Source organism: Haliea sp. (assembly GCF_041395985.1).
In the GTDB taxonomy this organism is placed as follows: Bacteria; Pseudomonadota; Gammaproteobacteria; order Pseudomonadales; family Halieaceae; genus Haliea.
This window is the reverse complement of the sequence record NZ_JAWKZJ010000006.1, coordinates 223,032-240,748: the sequence shown is the minus strand read 5'-3', so window position 1 is coordinate 240,748 and position 17,717 is coordinate 223,032. Positions and strand designations below refer to the sequence as shown.

Here is a 17,717-nt window from a genome sequence, read left to right as displayed (position 1 = left end):
CCCGACCTATTGCAACACGAAAGAAGTGAAGTAGACGTCCTGCACGGCATCCGGCCCGGACAGCTTGAGTACCTCGTTCACGGCCTTCAGCACGTCCTGGCGCAGCGTTTCCTTGCCCTCCACCGTGCGCAGCGCATCGAAGTCCTGGTCGCTGAGCAGCATGATCAGGCGGTTGCGCACTGCAGGCATGTTGCGCTGGGCGTTTTCCAGCGCTGCGGGCTCATAGGCCATCAACTGGATATCGGTCTGGATGTAGCGCATGCCGCCCTTGTGGTCGAAATTGACCAGGAACTTCTCCAGCGGCATGTAGGCCGCCTCGCGCTCCTCGACCTTGGGCGCCGCGGGCTCTGCCCCCGCCACCTCAGCCGCTGGCTCGTCATTGTTACCCAGCAGCAGGAACGCTGCGGCCGCCCCACCGCCGATCAGGACGACCACCACCGCGATGATGGCAATCAGTTTACCCTTGCCGCCGCCGGACGCCTTGTCGGCATCACCCGCGCCATTCCCCTTGCCGAGATTGAGATCTTCTTTTGCAGCCATGCTTGCTCCTCGCAACTGACCGGCAGCCCTGCCGAATGCCGCCATAGGTCAGCAACATCCCCTGAAGCAAGAGCTATACCAGAAAATTTATTTCTAATGATTACAGACAGTTAAGGCGCAGAGTGTGCGGCGAGTGCCAGTATTTTGACACCCCGCGCCCGCGTGGCTGCCCGGAGGCAGCCTGCGGGCATACTAGACTGAAAAAGGCGGGAAGTTAAATGTAGTAATCGACCAGGCGCGCGCCGGCACCGGCGGGCTGGTGAGTGGATTCCGCGGCGCCGGACAGAAGCCCGTTGCCGCTGTCGTCAGCTGCCACCTGGCGCGACCCGCCGACAGCGTCGCGCTGGCTGTCACCACTGCCCTGTGACTGGCTGGACACGTCACTGTGGGCCAGTTGCAGGCCGCTCTGGGCGAGCATTTCACGCAAACGCGGCAGGGACTGTTCAATGGCATCCCGGGCTGCGGCGGAATCCGCCACGAACAGCACCCGCGCCTGGTCGCCCTCAGTGGTGATAGAAACCTGCAGGCGCCCCAGGTCCGCGGGGTGCAGCTGCAGCGTGGCCTCGTGGCCACCGTTACGGGCGAACACCTGCAAGCGGTTGGCCAGTTCGCCGGTAAACTCCGGGTCCTGCGGTGTGTGTGTCATCGCCAGCTGCGCCGGCGTGCGCGGAGCGGCAGGGGCCGGGGCATCGGCCTGTGCGGCAGCACCCTGTGTCCCGGCCGTTACCGGTGTGTTGGGCGCAGCAGCGTCCACATTGCCGGACGCGGATGATGCCAGACGCGGGGCGTCAACAGCGCCTTCCACGGCGCGCTGGCGCAGGCCCTGCAGTGCCGCCTCCTCGCCACGCGCACGCTCAGCGGCTGCCAGCATGCCGGACTCCTCCGCCGCTGTGGCGGTTGCTGCGGGCGCAACCACCCTCTCCGCCCGGCTGTTGGCCTCGCGCGTGCCCGCTCCCGGCATCAGGTCAGCGGCGGCCTCAGGTGGCGCCGGTAATGACGAGCCCAAAGGCGTTGCTGCCCCAGTGGTGGCATTGGCGCGGACGCTGCCCTCCAGTGCCCCCGGCGAATCGCCACGCAGCGCTGTCTCAGCGGTGGCGACGGGCAGTGCGACAGGCAGGGGAATGGCCGGGTTCGCCGGTGATGGCGTCGCATCCCCCGACAGTGCCGCGTCACCAGCGCCCGCTGCAACCAGGTCACCCGTGACAGCCGATGCCTGGCCGGCGCCCTCCAGACCGGGCTCCGCGAGTGCTTGCAGGGAAAGCGTAAAGGACTGCCAGGCAGCGGTGGGCGGCTCCGCCGCAGCGCCCGCGATGCCGACCGACGGGGGGGCAAGGGCTGACTCTGCGGCGTCAGGCGGCAAAGTGCTGCCGCGGGAGGGCGTGGCATTGCCGCCCCTGGCGTCGGCGGCGGGCTTGTCCGCTGAGGCCGCGCGAGCGGCTGCGAACATCTGCGAAAATCCGTTTTCAGAGCCATTCTGCGCCGTGTTGCCGGGCGCAGCGGTGGCGTCCGAGCTGGCAACAGGCAGGCTTTGCAGTACCGTGATCATGTAGGGTCTCCCGTGTTACAGGAGATTGAGCAAATTACGTGCCAGAGCCGGGGGGCTCCTGACCGGGTGGCACAAATCCGGCGTTGAACCGCTCGTCCACAGCACGCTGCTCCGCGCGCTCAGCATGTTCCTGGGCGAGAATGCGCCGGCGCGCGACAAAGTCCTCGAGGGTGGAGGTCTGCAGCGATTTCTGCATCCAGTCCTGGCGCTGCTGCTGCAGCTTCTCGGTGCTCTCCGCGACGGTGCTGAGCTGCAGGCGAATGGCGTCGTTTAAGTTGGACAGGAACTGACGATAATCCTGCAGTTGCGCCGCGGCCATACCCGACGCCGACATCTCGCGCAGCTGCTGTTCGTATTCGTCGGCGAAGCGCCTAAGCTGATTGAGCTGGTCGTTGTTGCGACTGTGGTGCGCCTGCTGTTCCTGCAGGTTGCGCGCCGCACCGGCCTGGTCGGCGCGAGCCACGGTGACGACCTTGTCGAGTTTATCCGGAGAGGTCATGACTGGCCTCCGAGGCCTGCGGCCCGGGCGGTGTCGAGAAGTGCGTTAAGGCTGTGCTGCATATCCCGTTTCTCATTCCAGGGTTGGCTGATCAGCGCACGCAACGGGCCTATCGCGCCCAGGGCCCGGTCGATGGCCGGGTCGGTGCCGCGTTCGTAGGCACCGATGGTTATCAGGTCTCGATTCTCCCGCCACACAGAATACAACTCCTTGAGCTGCCGTGCCAACTGTAGCTGCGCAGGGTCCACCACATTGACCATGGAACGGCTGATGGAGGCTTCGATATCGAAGGCCGGGAACATGCCGGAGTCCGCCAGCTGCCGCGACAGCACAATGTGGCCGTCGAGAATGGCGCGTGCCGAATCGGCGATCGGGTCTGCCAGGTCATCCCCCTCGACCAATACCGTGTAGATGGCAGTGATGGAGCCCTCCTCGGTATTGCCCGCGCGCTCCACCAGCGCCGGCAGCAGCGAAAACACCGAGGGCGGATAGCCCTTGGCGACCGGCGGCTCGCCGGCGGCCAGGCCGATTTCACGCTGCGCCTGGGCAAAGCGGGTCAGCGAATCCAGCAAAAGCAGAACATTCTTGCCCTGCCGGCGGAAGTGCTCCGCGATGGCGGTGGCGCGCCAGGCGCCATGCACCCGCATCAGGGGCGGGTCATCCGCCGGCGTTGCCACCACCACCGCACGCCGCAGCCCCTCAGGCCCGAGGATTTCATCCACGAATTCCCGCACCTCGCGCCCGCGCTCGCCCACCAGCCCGACCACGATGACATCCGCGGCCGTGTGCCGGGTCATCATGCCCAGCAGCGTGCTCTTGCCCACCCCGCTCCCGGCAAACAGGCCCAGGCGCTGCCCGCGGCCAATGGTCGCCAGCGCGTTGATCGCCTGCACGCCAACATCCAGCGGTTCGCGCACGGAGCCGCGTGCCAGCGGGTTGATGGCACCGCCGCGCAGGGGCGCGTAGTCGCGGAACATCACCGTGGGGCCACCGTCCAGGAGATGGCCAGCGCCGTTGATAACACGGCCCAACAGGTGCTCGTCGACGCCAACCCGGTGACTGAAGCCCAGCGGGCGCACGCGCGCACCGAGCATCACCCCGTGCAGGCTGCCCTCCGGCATGAGAATCAGCCGACCCTCGGAAAAGCCCACCACCTCGGCTTCCACGCTGCGCTGTTCTTCCGCCTGAATACTGCAGCGGCTGCCCACCGCACCGGTGCACCCGGCCACTTCCAGCCGCGTGCCGACCATACGCACCAGGCGACCCTCGCGAATGGGCGTTACCGCACTCACGCGGGCGCCCAGGCCGGCGATCTGGCGCTGCAGGCGGCTCACCCGCTCGGCCCCCAGATCCGCCACTGCGCTCATGTCTCTGTTGCTCCACCCACGGCGCCGCGACTCTCGCGCAGCGCCCGCAGCACTTCCTCTAGCCGCCGCTCGGTAGAGGCATCCACATAGCTCTCGGCGGTGGCCACACGACAGCCTCCACGCAGCAGCGTGGCGTCGGTGTGCAGGGTGACCGCCAGTTTCGGCAGTTCGTTCGCCAGCCACTCCCGCACCAGCGCCGCATCCGCCGGGTGCAGGTGCACATCTACCGGCCCCTCGACCGCCTCCAGAATCTCCAGTGCCTCCGCCAGCACGTCCTGAATGGCGCCCGGCGAGGTCTCCAGTTCACGTCGCACCACGGCGGTTGCCACGCGCACGACAAGTTCGGAGAGCTCACGCAGCAGATCGGCCTCCTGCTGGCGAAACGGCGCGGCCATGTTGCCCAGCAGGGCGGCCAGTTCGGCTGCCGTGGCCGCGGCCTTGGCGCGCCCTGCCGCAAGCCCCTCGGCGTGCCCGGTAGCATAGCCTTCAGCACGCGCGCGCTCGGCGATGGCCGCGGTATCCGGTACCGCGGCCGCGGGGGCCGCATCCTGCAGTGGCGGTGGCTGCCAGCTGCGCGGACGACCGGGGTCAGACAAAATCATCGCCCCCTTTGCCCAGGGTGATTTCGCCTTCGTCCGACAGGCGAGCCGCTACCGCAAGAATTTCCTTCTGCGCCGCCTCCACTTCGGACAGCTTCACCGGGCCCTTGGCCTCGAGGTCTTCGCGCAGCATATCGGCGGCGCGGGAGGACATGTTGTTGAAGAACTTGTCCTGCAGGCGGTCGTCCACGCCTTTCAGCGCAATCACCAGGCTGTCGACCGCGATTTCGCGAATCAGGCGCTGCATGCCGCGGTCGTCGAGTTCCATCAGGTTGTCGAACACGAACATCAGCTCGCCGACTTTTTCACCGAGTTCCGCGTCGGCCTCCTTGAGCGCACCGAGCAGTTCCGACTCGATATCCGCCTTGACATTGTTCAGGATGGCGGCGGCGCTGGTCATGCCATTGACCGAGCGCGGCGGGGTTTTGCGCACCTTGCCCAGCTGCTTTTCCAGCACCTTGTCCAGCTCTTCCATCGCCGCCGGGTCAATCACCTGTAGGCGGGCCACACGCAGCAATGCCTCACTGCGCACCGGCTCGGGAATGTTCACCAGCACCTGGGCCGACTGTTCTTCATCCAGCGACGCCAGCACGATGGCGATAATTTGCGGGTGTTCATCCTCCAGCAATTCGGCCACGGCAGCCGGATCCATCCACTTCAGGGCTTCGATACCCGAGGTCTGCTGCTTGCCGGGCATCACCTTGGCCAGCATGGAGCGCGCCTTGCTCTCGCCCAATGCATTGGTCAACACCCGGCGGGTAAACTCGGGAGCGCCGAGGCCCAGCGGGTTCAGCGCGCTGGCGTCCTCGTGAAACGCCGCAAGCACCGCCTCCACCTGTTCATTGGAGATGGACGCCAGCGAGGCCATGGCCTCGCCGATCCGCTGCACTTCGCGCGGTTCCATATGGCGCATGATGGCGGTGGCAGACTCCTCACCAACCCCCAGCAAAAATACGGCGGCGCGCTGCGCGCCGCTCAAACCGGCCCCTGCGGCATCAGCCATCGCCCGCCACCCACTGTTTCATTACGTGTGCCGCCCGCTGCGGTTCACCTTCCGCAACACTGCGCGCCATCTGCAATTGTTGCTGGTAACCCGTGTTGCCCGGCAACCCGCGCCGGTTACCCGCCAGCGTCACCTGGTCGTCGCTCATCAGTTCACCCGCGGCACCGCCCTGGGCATAGCCCGCCTCACCGTAGCCATCGTTGCCCAGGGCGCGCTGCCCCGGGCCGATAGCCGCCGGCACCGGCGCAACGGAAAACTGCATCAGGGGGCGCACCACGAAGAGCAGCAAGGCCGCGAGCCCCGCCGCCACGCCCAGCCCCTTCAACAACCGCCACAGCCAGTCCTGCTCGAGAATCGATGGCTCTGGCGGTGCCTCCAGTGCCGGCGGCTCGACGAAAGAGGCGTTGATCACGCTCACGGTGTCGCCACGCTCCTCACTGAAACCCACGGCTTCACGTGCGAGGCGTGTAATCTCCTCGACCCGTTCCGGCGCCAGCGGGGCACGCGCTACCGAGCCGTCCTCGGCGGTGGTTTCCACGTGGTCCAGCACCAGCGCAATCGAGAGCTTGCGCAGAGTGCCCGGTGTCTCACGAATGTGGCTGATGGTTTTGTCCATTTCGTAGTTGCGTGTCTCGCGACGGGTGGAGCGGGTGGGCGCCGTGTTCGGCACCGCCGCGGCCTCCGGCGGCTGGGCCAGCACATCCGGGTCTTCCGGCGGCTGGTTGGCCAGGGTGCCGGGCACGCCGCCCTCCAGCAGTCGGGTGGTCATCTCCTCCGAGGTCTGCTCACTGCGCAGCACCGTGTCCGGGGCATACACCTCGCTGGTCCGCTCGATGCGGGTGAAGTCGATGTCGGCGGAGACCTGGGCGTGAACACGGCCCGGCCCGAGAATGGGTTCCAGAATATCAACAATCCGCTGGCTGTAGCGCTGTTCCAGTTGCTGCGCCATCTGGAACTGTTCCTTGCTGTAACCGAAATCGTCCGGGTTACCCTGGGAGGACAGGAGGCGGCCCTGCTGGTCGACCACCGAGACGGTCTCCGGCTTCAGGTTGGGGACGCTGGCGGACACCAGATGCACGATACCCGCAAGCTGGCGCTCGGAGAGCACTCGCCCACCGTACAGGTGCAGCACCACCGAGGCGGCCGGCTCCTGGCGCTGGCGCAGGAAAGCGCTCTGCTTGGCCATGGCCAGGTGCACGCGCGCACCGCGCACGCCGTCGAGGGCACTGATGGTCCGCGCCAGCTCCTGCTCCAGCGAGCGGTGATAGCGCGCCTGTTCCATGAAACTGCTGACGCCGATTTCCTGTTCCTGGTAGATGCTGTCGAAACCGATATCGCCCGAGCGCGGAAAGCCCTCGGTCGCCAGCAGTAACCGCGCGCGATGCACTTCATCGGCGGCCACCGTCACCATGCCGGTGCGGTCGTCCAGCCGGTAATCGATGCCATTGGCATCCAGGGTGCTCATCGCCGCCGTGGTGTCTTCGGCCGCCATACTGCCGAACAACGGCTTGTAGTTCGGCACCAGCATCCACTGCACCAGGCCGATGCCCAGGGCGATGGATGCAGCGAGGCCGACGAGCAGCGCAATCTGCCGGGAGACCGGCTGGCGACTGTAACCGTTGAAGCGGGCGACAAGTCCGCCGCTGTTCTCTGCCATGAATCAACTCACTCCTGAAGGGGCTATGATAAACCAGCAGGCATCAGACCTGCATGCTCATCACTTCGCGGTATGCGGTGAGCAGTTTGTTGCGCACTTCACTCAGCGCCTGGAACTCCAGGCTGGCTTTCTGCGCCGTCACCATCAACTCGGCCAGCGACACACCCGGCTGGCCTTCCTCGAAGGCCGTGGCCATGGCCCGCGAGGTCTGCATGGCCTGATTCACATCGTCGATGGATTGTTTCATGAAGCTCGAAAAGTCGGCGCCGCCCGCCGCCGCGGCCGACTCGCCGCCCGCCTCGGCCGCCATGCTGCGCATTTGCGCCAGTACCTGGTTGATTGCCATTTCGCTCATGGTGTGTCCTCTCCTACTGTGCGTGGGGTACAGCCAACCCCAGTTCGCGGAAGCGCGCCAGCTTGTAGCGCAAGGTGCGCGGGCTGATACCCAGGCGCTGTGCGGCTTCCTTGCGATTGCCATCGACCGCGGACAACGCGGCGACGATCAACTCGCGCTCCCGCTCTTTCAAGTCGCCTTCCAGCAGCGGTTCGGCGGGCGCCTCGGACGGCCCCACCGGGGAAGGCCCCGGCACTGACGCTGCCGCCGGCGCCATGGCCGCGACGAAATCGATATCCTCGGGGCCGATCTCCGGCCCCACCGCCAGCAGACTGGCCCGCTGCACGCAGTTCTCCAGCTCGCGCACGTTCCCGCGCCAGCTGTGGACCGCGAGGCGCTGCAGGGCGGCCTTGCTGAATGCGAGGCCGCTGCGCGGTGCGGCATAGCGCTGCAGGAAGCGCTGCGCCAGCGGCAGGATGTCCGCCGGCCGGTCGCGCAGTGCGGGCACTTCCAACGGAACCACACTGAGGCGGTAATACAGGTCTTCCCGGAAACGCCCCGCGGCGACCTCGCCCGCCAGGTTGCGGTTGCTGGTGGCGATGACCCGCACATCCAGCGGTATCACCCGGTTGCCGCCGAGGCGCTCGACCTCCTTCTCCTGCAGCACGCGCAACAGCTTGGCCTGCAGGCCGAGGTCCATTTCGGAAATCTCGTCCAGCAGCAGGGTGCCACCGTTGGCCTGCTCGAATTTGCCCGGTCGCGACTGGTGGGCGCCGGTGTAGGCGCCTTTCTCGTAGCCGAAGAGCATGGACTCCAGCATATTTTCCGGAATGGCCGCACAGTTGATGGCCACCATCGGGCGTTCCGCCCGGCTGGAGCAGGCGTGCAGATAGCGCGCGACAACTTCCTTGCCGGTACCGGACTCACCGGTGACCAGCACCGTCGCATCGCTGTGTGCCAGGCGCTCGGCCAGACGACACACGCGCTGCATGGCGGGATCCTCGGCCACCATGTCGACACCCGGCTCCGGCGCCGGCTCGAAGCGGGCCAGCATCTCCAGCAGCACCTCTGCGGCAAAGGGCTTCAGCAGATAGTCCGTTGCGCCCTCCCGCATCGCCGCCACCGCGTGCTGCACCGAACCGTGGGCGGTGATCATGACAAAGGGCAGCTCCGGACTGCGGGCCCGAACCTCGCGCAGCAGGCGCTCTCCCCCCATGCCGGCCATCTGTACGTCGCTGATGATCAGGTCCACGGGCTGGCGCTCCAGCTGCTGCAGCGCGTCGGCACCGTCACAGGCGCTCCAGACGCGATAGCCACCGTATTCAATGGTGTCGCACAGCGCCTCGCGCAGGGTGCTGTCGTCCTCGACCACCAGAACTTTCAACGCGGCTCCCACGGTCAACACGCTCCTTCTGCTATGGGTAATTCCAGCACAAATTCCGCACCGCCCTCGGGGCTGTCACCCAGGCGGATCTCACCGCCCAGTTCGCCGACGGTGCGCGCCACCACCGCGAGACCCAGCCCGGTACCGGCCGAGCGCGTGGTGAAGAACGGGTCAAAAATGCGTTCGCGCAACTCGGGTGCCACACCCGGGCCGTTGTCGCGCACCCGCAGCAGCATGCGCTCACGATTCAGCGCGCCGGCCCAGACATCCACATGCACGCCCTCCCCGCCGGCCTCGATGGCGTTCACCACCAGATTGGCGAGAGCCCCGGCAAGGGCATCACGGTCGCCCTGCAGTGCCAGGGTGCGATCGACCGGGGTCACCGACAGCGTGGCGCCCGCCGCTTCCAGGCGAGCGAGGACATGGGCCTGAAAGTCGCCCAGCACGTCCTGCAGGCACACGCGCTCCGTGCGCGGAGGGGCCCCGCGCACAAAGCCCAGCATGCTTTCGATCAGCCCTTCCATATGCACCAGCCGTTCAGACAGGCGGTCGCAGATGCGCTCGCGCTGCGCGACGGCCAGGTCCGGACGACGCAGCTGCGCCAGATACAGGGTGGTGGACGACAGCGGTGTGCGAATCTGGTGGGCGAGCCGCGCCGCCATTTCCCCCAGCGCGCGCAGGCGCTGCTCGCGGCCCACCTGGGCCTGGAGGTCATGCAGTTCGGTGGTGTCGGTCACCAGCACCAGAGTCTCGCCCTGCTGTGCCAGGTGACGGCTGTGCAGTGACAAATGCCGCTCGGGGGCGTTTTCCCGAATACGTGCCTGCACCGCCGGCCAGTCCTCGCCCAGCAGCGGCTCACCAAACAGGGCGACGGCCTCCGGGTTGGCATCGCGTACCTGCTGACGCTCGTCTATCAACAGCACGCCCCCGGGCAACATGGCCATCAGCGAGGCCAGCCGCTCGAGCAAGCGCTCCTTCTCTGCCAGTTCGTCGAGTCGCGCCGAGCGCGAGGCCGCGAGCTCCTCGTTGAGCCGGGCTACCCGCGACTCCAGGTCGCGGTAGGACGCATCCAGTTGATGGGAGACTTCCGCGAGGCTGCGAAAGGCCTCTTCCAGATCGTGTTTCTCGAGGGGTACAGCCTGCTGCATGATTGAGTTCCACCGAGCGCTATCACGCCAATGCCGCTCTTGAAGCAAAAGACGTGCCCAAAGTGGAAACCCGTTTTAATTCAATGAATTGAAGAACTTCGCAAACACTGTTGGGCGCCGCGCGTCAGGAATCTGACACCTGGTCGCGCTGCAGTTCGAACTTGCGCATTTTCTCTACCAGGGTGGTGCGCTGCAGCCCGAGCAGTTGCGCCGCTCGCGCCACCACCCAGCCGCTGCGGTCCAGGGCCTGCAGGAGCAGGGTGCGCTCGGTGTCGGCGAGGTACTGCTTCAGGTCCAGCCCCTCTTGACCCAGCCGCGTGGGGTCGTTAGGTGCCCCGGCGGCAGGGGCCGACTGTACCTGAGAGGCACTCGCCGGGGGTGTACTGGCGGACGGGGCCGCGGCACCCGAGCCGGCGGCGGGGGGCGGTACCTGCGGCGGCGGCCGGGCCGGGTCGAAGCCTTCACAGAATTTCTGCGGCAGGTCGCCAAACCCCACCTCGGCGCCGGGGTACAGGATGGCCAGGCGTTCCACCAGGTTGTTGAGCTCACGCACATTGCCGGGCCAGCCGTACTGCTGCAGGGCGGCCATGGCGTCCGCCGCGATCGACACACTGTCACGCTGCTCCCGGGCCAACTGCGCCAGAAAATGTGCCACCAGCACCGGCACATCTTCCGGGCGATCGCGCAGGGCGGGCACGTCGATGGGAAACACGTTCAGGCGGTAGTAGAGATCGGCCCGGAAACGGCCGTCTTTAACGCGCTGCTCAAGATCCTGGTGTGTGGCCGCGATCACCCGGACGTCTGTGGCCTGGGACGTGGCGCTGCCCACGCGCTCGAAGCAGCGCTCCTGCAGCACCCGCAGCAGCTTGACCTGCATCGGCAGCGGCATGTCGCCAATCTCGTCGAGAAACAGCGTGCCGCCTGCGGCCAGTTCGAAGCGGCCGCGCCGGGTGTTGATGGCGCCGGTGAACGCGCCCTTCTCGTGACCAAACAGTTCCGACTCCAGCAACTCTGCCGGGATGGCGCCGCAGTTGACCGGCACGAAAGGCCCGCCCGAGCGCGGCGAGGCTTCGTGAATGCCGCGCGCTACAACCTCCTTGCCGGTACCGGACTCACCGAGGATCAACACCGTGGCATCGCTGGGCGCCACCTGCGCCACCAGCCGGCGGATGGTCTCCATGGCGGCGCTGGGGCCGACGATAGGTGAAGCATTGTCTGAGTACTGGGGCAAGCGTAGCAATCCGTAAACACCGTGGTGAGGGCGTGCGAGCAACGGCGCCGAGTCTGCTCAGACGAAGCGAACCTGTCAACTTATTGACGGAAAAAAGACGGATTAGTCGCCCACGTGGGCGCGACGGAAGGCCACCTCGCGGCGGTGGTGACGGAAAATCAGCTTCTCCAGCCAGACCCGGGCGGCACCGGTGAGGCCGACAAAGCGCACCGTGTTGCGCCCCGCCGCCTGCTCCTCGGGCGTGGTGACCACCTCGCCGTAGCAGCAGAGGGGCTTGGGCAAACCGCGCTGTATGTAGAGTTCGAGAAAGATGCGGGCCCCCGCCGGCGGCCCCTCGCCCTGCCAGCTCACCTGTTCGGCAGAGACCTGCACGGCGCTCACGGGGGGAATATCCAGCTCGTGATACACCAGGGCGCTGACCAGATCGAGCACCAGGTTGAGCTTGAGATCGAGCCGGGCGATGTCCTGCTGGATGCCCGGAGGCGCGTCGCTGTCGTCCTTGGTATTGAGGCCATCGCCCACCGCCGATACGGCGCGCAGAAAACTCTCGTTGGAGGCGTTGACCATGGCCAGATGCGTCTGCTCCGGCTCGTAGTCGACTGGCTTCCAGGACAGGGCGATGTTATCGCTGTAGACGAGGCCGGTGACGGCGTTTTGGCTGCTCATGCCCAGTGCTCCGCAAAAGTTTTACGATAACACAGGCCGGCGGCAACGAAACGCTCCGCGTCAGGGTTGTGACTTCACCTGCTCGTAGTGACCGATGGCGGAGCGGGTGCGCACCTGTGCCACCCCCTGCTGCAGCACCGCGTCGCGGGCCTTGCTCAGGTGGGCCATCATTTCCTCGTTGAGGTGCAGGATGGCTGCCAGCGCTTCGGCAACCAGTTCGGCGTGTTCCGTCGACACCGCTTCCTTGAAACAGCGGGCCAGGTCGTCACGGCGGTCCTGCTCGCGGGCGGCCACGGCATCCCAGTCACCGACCTCGGCGAGGGCCACCATTTCGCGGGTGACGGTGAGGACGCGGGCGAGGCGGCGGCACTGGCTGAGTGCGGCGTCCGACCCCTCGGCCGCGAGCAGCCCCTCGGTCGCGACAGCGCCTTCGGTAGCCGCCGGGGTGGGGAATGGCACGATCATCCTGCGGGACGCCGCAGTTCGGCAGGAATACTCTCCCAACCGTCGCGAATGGTGGCCAGCAGATCGCGGACTTCCGTCAGGGCCGCCGTGTCGGAGGCCGCACTCGCCTCGAGCAGTCGCCCCTGCATGTATTCGTATAAATCGCTGAGTCGACCGGCCAACTCGGGGCTCTGCTCGTGATCCAGACTCACCCGCAGGTTGTCGATGATGGTGATGGCCTTGCCAATCAGCTCGCCCTGACGCCCGGTGTCTCGACGCTCCATGGCACCTTTGGCCGACGCGATGCGATCCATGGCCCCATCCAGCAACATGCTGATCAGTTGATGGGGCGAGGCATCCGTCACGCCGCTCTGCACCCCCACTTGCTTGTAGGCGCTAAGTGCCTGCCGGGTATTCATACCTGGAATCCTGCCTGTCATTAATTCGAAAAGCGATCACTGGGCAACGGAATGTTTGCCAGCTGCTCACTGACAAAACTGCCTGTGCTGTTGATCTGTGCGAGCAGACCGTCCAGCGCATTAAATTGGGCGCGGTAGCGGGCCTCGAGTACCTCCAGACGGCGATTGAGCGCCTCGCGGTCATCACTGATAGCGTCCACACTGCTCTGCAAGCCATCGGTTCTGGCGTCAAGCAGGCCGCCCGTGCCCAAAAAACCGCCGAGTAACCCACCAAGGCGCTCTGCGATACCGGTCTCGGCGCGGCCGAACAGGGAAACCAATCCCGCGTTGCCATCTTCCAATGCGGCGTTCAGTCGCTCGGAATTGATGGTAAGAGTTCCGCTTGCTGACGTGGTGATGCCCAGCTCCGCCAACGATCCAAATGGGCCATCCGGGTTTTGTACCGAGGCCGTAACAGCGTTTCGCACCTGACTGATCACCGTGCGCGCTGAAAAATCCCCCTGCAGTGCCCCGGCGGCCCCGGTTGCAGGATCGAAGCGTGTGAGGTTGGAGGCAGTGGTGATGAAGGTGTTGTAGGCGTTGACGAATTGCTCAATGGCACCGCGCGCCACTGCGCGGTTTTCACTGACCGCGAGAGATGCGGGCGCACCGTCGGTCGTATCCTTGAGCGTGAGGCTGACACCGTCAAGCACGCCGGTCACGGTATTGCTGGCACTGGTTAGCGCCAGACCATTCAGGGTAAAGCTGGCGTCACTGGCGGCCGCCGTTTGCGTGAGGTTGGCCGCGCCTGTGTTGAATGCCAGACGGGACAACCCTGCCAGGTCCGCGTTATTGCCGTCGCCGGCATCGGCCACGGAAATCTCAATAGCATTGGCAGCACCCGTATCGGAGGCACTGAAAAGCAAGCGTGCACCGCTGCCATCATTGACGATAGCCGCAGACACCCCGATACCGGCGGCATTCACTGCGTCCCGAACACCCGCGAGCGTATTGTTGCTGCTATCAATCGTAATGCTGGCGCTTGCACGCTCGGGATTGACCGTAAAGCCATTGACCACTTGCGGACCTGGCACGGAGGGTGTTGCATCAACCGTGCCGAAACGGATCGTCAGCGTACCCTCACCAACAACATCGTCCGCCGAGCCAAAGCTCCCGGACGCCAGCGACTGTGCGCTGGCGAGGGAATCAATCGCGATACTGTAGTTACCCGGGGCCGCGGCGGAAGAGGCGGTCGCCGTAAACGCCGAACTGTTGGAGCTGGTGGCGGTGCGCTGCGTGAAGGTACTCTCATTCCGCAGTGAGGCGGAGCGTGCTTGCAGGTCAGCCAACACGCCCTTCAACGTACCGAACCCGGAGAGTTCACTGGTGAGCGACGTTTCACGCCGTAGAAGACGATTCTCGACTGGCGCACGCTCTGCGGCTACCAGCTGGGTCACCAACCCTTCGATATCCAGTCCGGAGCCTACTCCGGTTACTGAAACCATTCACTCACCTCGTTGCCACCTGCGGGGCATGAAACATTTATGTGTTACAAGCTTAGCAAATTAAGTGCCAAATGCGGCACACCGGGCCTTCAGCCCTCCTGATCCATAAACACGCCCTTGGAGGGCAACTCAGAGCCGCCCAATTCGGCCTGCTGCCTGGCGAGAAAACGGGCCAGTGCAACGGCTTCTTCGGCAGGAATCTGTCGGACAACTTCATCAGTCGCCTTGTCCATAACCGTAATAATCGTCGAGCCCAACTCCTGGTCAACAGAAATTTGCAGCGAGCGATTCACTGTCTGTATGTAGTCTGTTATGTCGCGCGTCGCCTGTGCAAGGTCCTGCGCCGTATCACGCTGCTTTGCCTGCGGTGCTTGCCCATCCTGCGCTGGCGGCGAAGCCTTGCCGCTGGCGGCGACCTCTTGCCGGGGCAGAGTACTCTGCGCCGGTGCAGCTGCGTTGCCCGCAGGGAGCGGGGGCGCTGCGTTCACATTCGAAGGCGTGATTGAACTCGCCATGATCCTATCCTCGTATCTGCGCTACTAAAGACCAAGTCAGAAGCACAAAAGGGTGAGGTGGAAACCACCTCACCCCAATGCCACTAGCGCATGGTCTCAGCCACTTACTGCAGCAGAGCCAGCACGTTCTGGGGCTGGGCGTTGGCCTGCGCAAGCACCGAAATACCGGCCTGCTGCAGGATCTGAGCGCGCGCCAGGTTAGCCGTTTCTTGCGCAAAGTCCGCATCGCGAATCCGTGAACGCGAAGCGTCCAGGTTTTCGGAGGTGGTCTGCAGGCTCGTGACAACAGATTCGAAACGGTTCTGGATGGCACCCAGGTCGGCGCGGGAGCCGTTGATTGCAGTCAACGCAGCATCAACCGCGAGCAGTGCGCTATTTGATCCCGAGACAGTTGAAATGTCGACGGCGCTAATTGCCGTGCCAGTACTACCAATAGTCGCAGAACTGGCTGACAAGCCGCCAGTAAACGTCACGGCGCCTGTTGTGCCAGCTGGCGCTACGTACGTGATGTCTAATGTTCCTGCAGAGACTCCTGCAGCGCCGAGGCCATAGCTGTCCAGACCTGCGCCGGTCGCACCACCAGCAGCAAAGTTTGCAACGTCAATGTTCCTACCATCCGCAGCACGCAGCTCAACGCCAGCGCCCGTGTCCGTTGCAGTCACACCAGTGACCGCACTTTGCGCATTGATTGCGGTTACTGCGTTTGCTCGGTTGGTCACGAGGTCAGTCGTGCCAGCTATCGTAATTGTCAATCCGTTTATGTCAACGGTTGAATTCCCAGCAGCCGTTGGGGCAGAGCCACTAACGCCAGCTGCCTTTACTGTCTCGTTCGCTGTCGCGGTGAAACCTAGGCCAGACGCGTTCAGCGCGTTCGCCAAAGCTTTCGCATCACTCGCGATCGTTCCCAGCGAAGTACTGTTACCGTCGATTACGACCGTTTGTGCTGTTGTTGCCCCAGTCGCGCTTGGGGACGTGATCGCCTGAGCAGACAACTGAAAACCTTGGAACTGACCAAGGTCGGAGGACCGAGCGCTCGTGATGCTGTCTACAGAGATCGTCTCACCCGCATTGGCACCAACCTGAAACACTTGTGAAGAAAACGTCCCGTCAAGAAGTTTGACGCCGTTGAAATTCGTCTGGCTGGCGACACGGTCGATCTCCGCAACCAACTGCGTTACCTCCGCCTGTAGCGCTTGGCGATCAGACGCTGAGTTGGTGGCGTTCGCAGACTGCACCGACAACTCACGAATCCGCTGCAGGTTATTGGTCACCTCAGCGAGTGCACCCTCGGCGGTCTGCGCCAGAGAAATACCGTCATTGGCGTTACGCGCAGCCTGGTTCAGGCCGCGGATCTGCGCGGTGAAACGCTCGGAAATCGCCAGGCCGGCGGCATCGTCCTTGGCGCTGTTGATACGCAGGCCGGAGGACAGACGCTGCAGCGACGTGGCCACATCGTTCTGGGAGCTGTTGAGGTTCCGCTGAGCAGTCAGCGACGGAATATTGGTATTAATAATCTGAGGCATGGTTTCATTCCTTCTCGTTTCGCGCCGGTTTCCCCTGTGGAATCAACGCTGGTCACCGTCCATCGGCCCGGGGAAAGTACTCCCCGCTCAACCAGTTAGCGGACGGTCTTGAAGGAACTTTAGGCGAAGTGTCAGTTTTTTTTACTAGAGGAAATTGAACAGGGACAGGCCCTGGATACGCACATAGCTCTGCTGTGCCGCCTGCAGGGCAACCAGCTGCAGGTTGAGCCGGCTGATGGCCTCGGTAACGTCCAGATCGCGCACTTCCGAGAGGGTCTCCTGCAGCTGCAGGGTGAAGGCGTCGTTGCTTTCGCGCAGGCTGTCTATGCGGTTCAGGCGCACACCCAGGTCCGCCTGCTGCTCCAGCATGCGGCCCAGCGCCTGGTCCAGGTTGGCGAGGCCGCTGGCCATGGCGTTATTCACCGACGCCGACGCTGCGGGGCCGGTGGTGGAGGCTTTCAGGCTGTCGATGATGTTCTGCACGCTGCTGAACACGTCCTGGCGCGGTGCGGCGGGGACGGTAAAGCTGTCGCCGTCCGCCGGTGCGCCTTCAAAGGTCACGCTGGCCCCATTGAAGCTGATGCTGGCGCCGGACTGGTAGGGCCCGCTGGCCACCACCGCGGCGCTGCTGTCTGTGACCGTGTAGGTGACCGGGTCCGCAGAGGTCGGCTGGCTGAAACTGATGGTGTAGGTATCGCGGTGGTAATTGGCCGCGGCACTGCTGGCATCCACAATGGCGGTGCCGGCATTGCCGGCGTCGGCGCGGATGTCAAAGCGACCGTTGCCAGCCGGTATGTCCATGAATACGGCGCGGCCGGAGTCGCGCACCGCCAGCTGTGTATTGGGCGCCACCTGCAGGAAGCGCTGCCCTTCGTCGCCGTTGTACAGCACCTGTCCGCCGCTGCGGCTGAAGGGCTGGGTCTGGGCCTGGAAACCGGCAAACACGAACTCGCCGTTGGCATCCCGGGTGTTCGCCAGGCTGACCAGCTCATCCAGCCGCCCTTCCATCTCGGTGGCAATGGCGCGGCGGGTTTCCGGAGTCTGGGTGGCGTTATTGGCCTGCACGGTCAATTCGCGCACCCGTTGCAGCACGTCGGTAACATCCTGCAGCACCGTGTCGGCCAGGGCGATCTGGCCTTCGGCGAGGTTGGCATTGCGCTGGAACTGGTCGAGCTGCTGCAGGTCTTCCGTCAGGTCCAGAATCTGCACGGCCGCAATGGGGTCATCCGCCGGGGTGGTCACACGCAGGCCACTGGCCAGCTGCTGCTGGGTTTTCTGCAGCTGGGCCTGCTGGTTGAGGATGTTGCTGATCCCCTGCTGGAAAATCTGGGCGGTTGAAAGGCGCATCAGTCAGCTCC

18 protein-coding genes are annotated in these 17,717 nt (G+C 64.9%); all 18 read right to left on the bottom strand.

Annotated elements, in window-relative coordinates:
- Positions 1–6 precede the first annotated feature (6 nt).
- Positions 7–540 carry a flagellar basal body-associated protein FliL gene (gene fliL / locus R3E49_RS12885; RefSeq protein WP_371295426.1) on the bottom strand — a complete coding sequence of 178 codons (534 nt, stop codon included), beginning with the start codon at positions 538–540 and terminating at the stop codon, positions 7–9.
- Between the two features lie 214 nt (positions 541–754).
- Positions 755–2,086: a flagellar hook-length control protein FliK gene (locus R3E49_RS12880; protein ID WP_371295425.1), complete on the bottom strand. Its 1,332-nt coding sequence runs from the start codon at positions 2,084–2,086 to the stop codon at positions 755–757.
- A 34-nt stretch (positions 2,087–2,120) separates the two neighbouring features.
- Positions 2,121–2,585: a flagellar export protein FliJ gene (gene fliJ, locus R3E49_RS12875; protein ID WP_371295424.1), complete on the bottom strand. Its 465-nt coding sequence runs from the start codon at positions 2,583–2,585 to the stop codon at positions 2,121–2,123.
- Positions 2,582–3,952: a FliI/YscN family ATPase gene (locus tag R3E49_RS12870; protein WP_371295423.1), complete on the bottom strand. Its 1,371-nt coding sequence runs from the start codon at positions 3,950–3,952 to the stop codon at positions 2,582–2,584. Before R3E49_RS12870 ends, fliJ begins: the two co-directional genes overlap by 4 nt.
- Positions 3,949–4,554, bottom strand: a complete 606-nt coding sequence (locus tag R3E49_RS12865) for a FliH/SctL family protein (protein ID WP_371295422.1) — start codon at positions 4,552–4,554, stop codon at positions 3,949–3,951. The genes R3E49_RS12870 and R3E49_RS12865 overlap by 4 nt, the downstream gene beginning before the upstream one ends.
- Positions 4,541–5,554, bottom strand: a complete 1,014-nt coding sequence (fliG, locus tag R3E49_RS12860) for a flagellar motor switch protein FliG (protein ID WP_371295421.1) — start codon at positions 5,552–5,554, stop codon at positions 4,541–4,543. The genes R3E49_RS12865 and fliG overlap by 14 nt, the downstream gene beginning before the upstream one ends.
- A complete protein-coding gene (gene fliF, locus R3E49_RS12855) occupies positions 5,547–7,211 on the bottom strand; it encodes a flagellar basal-body MS-ring/collar protein FliF (RefSeq protein ID WP_371295420.1) in 1,665 nt (554 codons plus the stop codon). Before fliF ends, fliG begins: the two co-directional genes overlap by 8 nt.
- A 43-nt stretch (positions 7,212–7,254) precedes the next feature.
- Positions 7,255–7,566, bottom strand: coding sequence for a flagellar hook-basal body complex protein FliE (gene fliE, locus R3E49_RS12850; protein ID WP_290745111.1), 312 nt, complete (start codon positions 7,564–7,566; stop codon positions 7,255–7,257).
- Between the two features lie 13 nt (positions 7,567–7,579).
- The gene (locus R3E49_RS12845) at positions 7,580–8,941 is read right to left on the bottom strand and encodes a sigma-54 dependent transcriptional regulator (protein ID WP_290745114.1); all 1,362 of its coding nucleotides are present in this window, start codon (positions 8,939–8,941) and stop codon (positions 7,580–7,582) included.
- 2 nt (positions 8,942–8,943) lie between these two features.
- Entirely contained in the window at positions 8,944–10,077 is a 1,134-nt protein-coding gene (locus tag R3E49_RS12840; RefSeq protein WP_371295419.1) for a PAS domain-containing sensor histidine kinase, read from the bottom strand.
- A 124-nt stretch (positions 10,078–10,201) separates the two neighbouring features.
- Positions 10,202–11,308, bottom strand: coding sequence for a sigma-54 interaction domain-containing protein (locus R3E49_RS12835; protein ID WP_371295418.1), 1,107 nt, complete (start codon positions 11,306–11,308; stop codon positions 10,202–10,204).
- A 102-nt stretch (positions 11,309–11,410) separates the two neighbouring features.
- A complete protein-coding gene (locus R3E49_RS12830) occupies positions 11,411–11,974 on the bottom strand; it encodes a PilZ domain-containing protein (RefSeq protein ID WP_371295417.1) in 564 nt (187 codons plus the stop codon).
- A gap of 60 nt (positions 11,975–12,034) precedes the next feature.
- Entirely contained in the window at positions 12,035–12,433 is a 399-nt protein-coding gene (gene fliT, locus R3E49_RS12825) for a flagellar protein FliT (protein ID WP_371295416.1), read from the bottom strand.
- Positions 12,434–12,435: 2 nt separating this feature from the next.
- Positions 12,436–12,837 carry a flagellar export chaperone FliS gene (fliS, locus tag R3E49_RS12820; protein WP_290745129.1) on the bottom strand — a complete coding sequence of 134 codons (402 nt, stop codon included), beginning with the start codon at positions 12,835–12,837 and terminating at the stop codon, positions 12,436–12,438.
- A 20-nt stretch (positions 12,838–12,857) separates the two neighbouring features.
- Positions 12,858–14,321 carry a flagellar filament capping protein FliD gene (gene fliD, locus R3E49_RS12815; RefSeq protein ID WP_290745132.1) on the bottom strand — a complete coding sequence of 488 codons (1,464 nt, stop codon included), beginning with the start codon at positions 14,319–14,321 and terminating at the stop codon, positions 12,858–12,860.
- 89 nt (positions 14,322–14,410) lie between these two features.
- Entirely contained in the window at positions 14,411–14,836 is a 426-nt protein-coding gene (locus R3E49_RS12810; RefSeq protein WP_371295415.1) for a flagellar protein FlaG, read from the bottom strand.
- Positions 14,837–14,940: 104 nt separating this feature from the next.
- A complete protein-coding gene (locus R3E49_RS12805) occupies positions 14,941–16,359 on the bottom strand; it encodes a flagellin (RefSeq protein WP_290745138.1) in 1,419 nt (472 codons plus the stop codon).
- Positions 16,360–16,503: 144 nt separating this feature from the next.
- Complete coding sequence (flgL, locus tag R3E49_RS12800) at positions 16,504–17,706, bottom strand: flagellar hook-associated protein FlgL (RefSeq protein ID WP_371295414.1); 1,203 nt, start codon at positions 17,704–17,706, stop codon at positions 16,504–16,506.
- Positions 17,707–17,717: the final 11 nt, after the last annotated feature.

Excerpts from the sequence above, each read along its gene's own strand:
- fliL (WP_371295426.1), bottom strand. The coding sequence starts at position 540 with ATGGCTGCAAAAGAAGATCTCAATCTCGGCAAGGGGAATGGCGCGGGT.
- R3E49_RS12880 (WP_371295425.1), bottom strand. The coding sequence starts at position 2,086 with ATGATCACGGTACTGCAAAGCCTGCCTGTTGCCAGCTCGGACGCCACC.
- fliJ (WP_371295424.1), bottom strand. The coding sequence starts at position 2,585 with ATGACCTCTCCGGATAAACTCGACAAGGTCGTCACCGTGGCTCGCGCC.
- R3E49_RS12870 (WP_371295423.1), bottom strand. The coding sequence starts at position 3,952 with ATGAGCGCAGTGGCGGATCTGGGGGCCGAGCGGGTGAGCCGCCTGCAG.
- R3E49_RS12865 (WP_371295422.1), bottom strand. The coding sequence starts at position 4,554 with ATGATTTTGTCTGACCCCGGTCGTCCGCGCAGCTGGCAGCCACCGCCA.
- fliG (WP_371295421.1), bottom strand. The coding sequence starts at position 5,554 with ATGGCTGATGCCGCAGGGGCCGGTTTGAGCGGCGCGCAGCGCGCCGCC.
- fliF (WP_371295420.1), bottom strand. The coding sequence starts at position 7,211 with ATGGCAGAGAACAGCGGCGGACTTGTCGCCCGCTTCAACGGTTACAGT.
- fliE (WP_290745111.1), bottom strand. The coding sequence starts at position 7,566 with ATGAGCGAAATGGCAATCAACCAGGTACTGGCGCAAATGCGCAGCATG.
- R3E49_RS12840 (WP_371295419.1), bottom strand. The coding sequence starts at position 10,077 with ATGCAGCAGGCTGTACCCCTCGAGAAACACGATCTGGAAGAGGCCTTT.
- R3E49_RS12830 (WP_371295417.1), bottom strand. The coding sequence starts at position 11,974 with ATGAGCAGCCAAAACGCCGTCACCGGCCTCGTCTACAGCGATAACATC.
- fliS (WP_290745129.1), bottom strand. The coding sequence starts at position 12,837 with ATGAATACCCGGCAGGCACTTAGCGCCTACAAGCAAGTGGGGGTGCAG.
- fliD (WP_290745132.1), bottom strand. The coding sequence starts at position 14,321 with ATGGTTTCAGTAACCGGAGTAGGCTCCGGACTGGATATCGAAGGGTTG.
- R3E49_RS12810 (WP_371295415.1), bottom strand. The coding sequence starts at position 14,836 with ATGGCGAGTTCAATCACGCCTTCGAATGTGAACGCAGCGCCCCCGCTC.
- R3E49_RS12805 (WP_290745138.1), bottom strand. The coding sequence starts at position 16,359 with ATGCCTCAGATTATTAATACCAATATTCCGTCGCTGACTGCTCAGCGG.
- flgL (WP_371295414.1), bottom strand. The coding sequence starts at position 17,706 with ATGCGCCTTTCAACCGCCCAGATTTTCCAGCAGGGGATCAGCAACATC.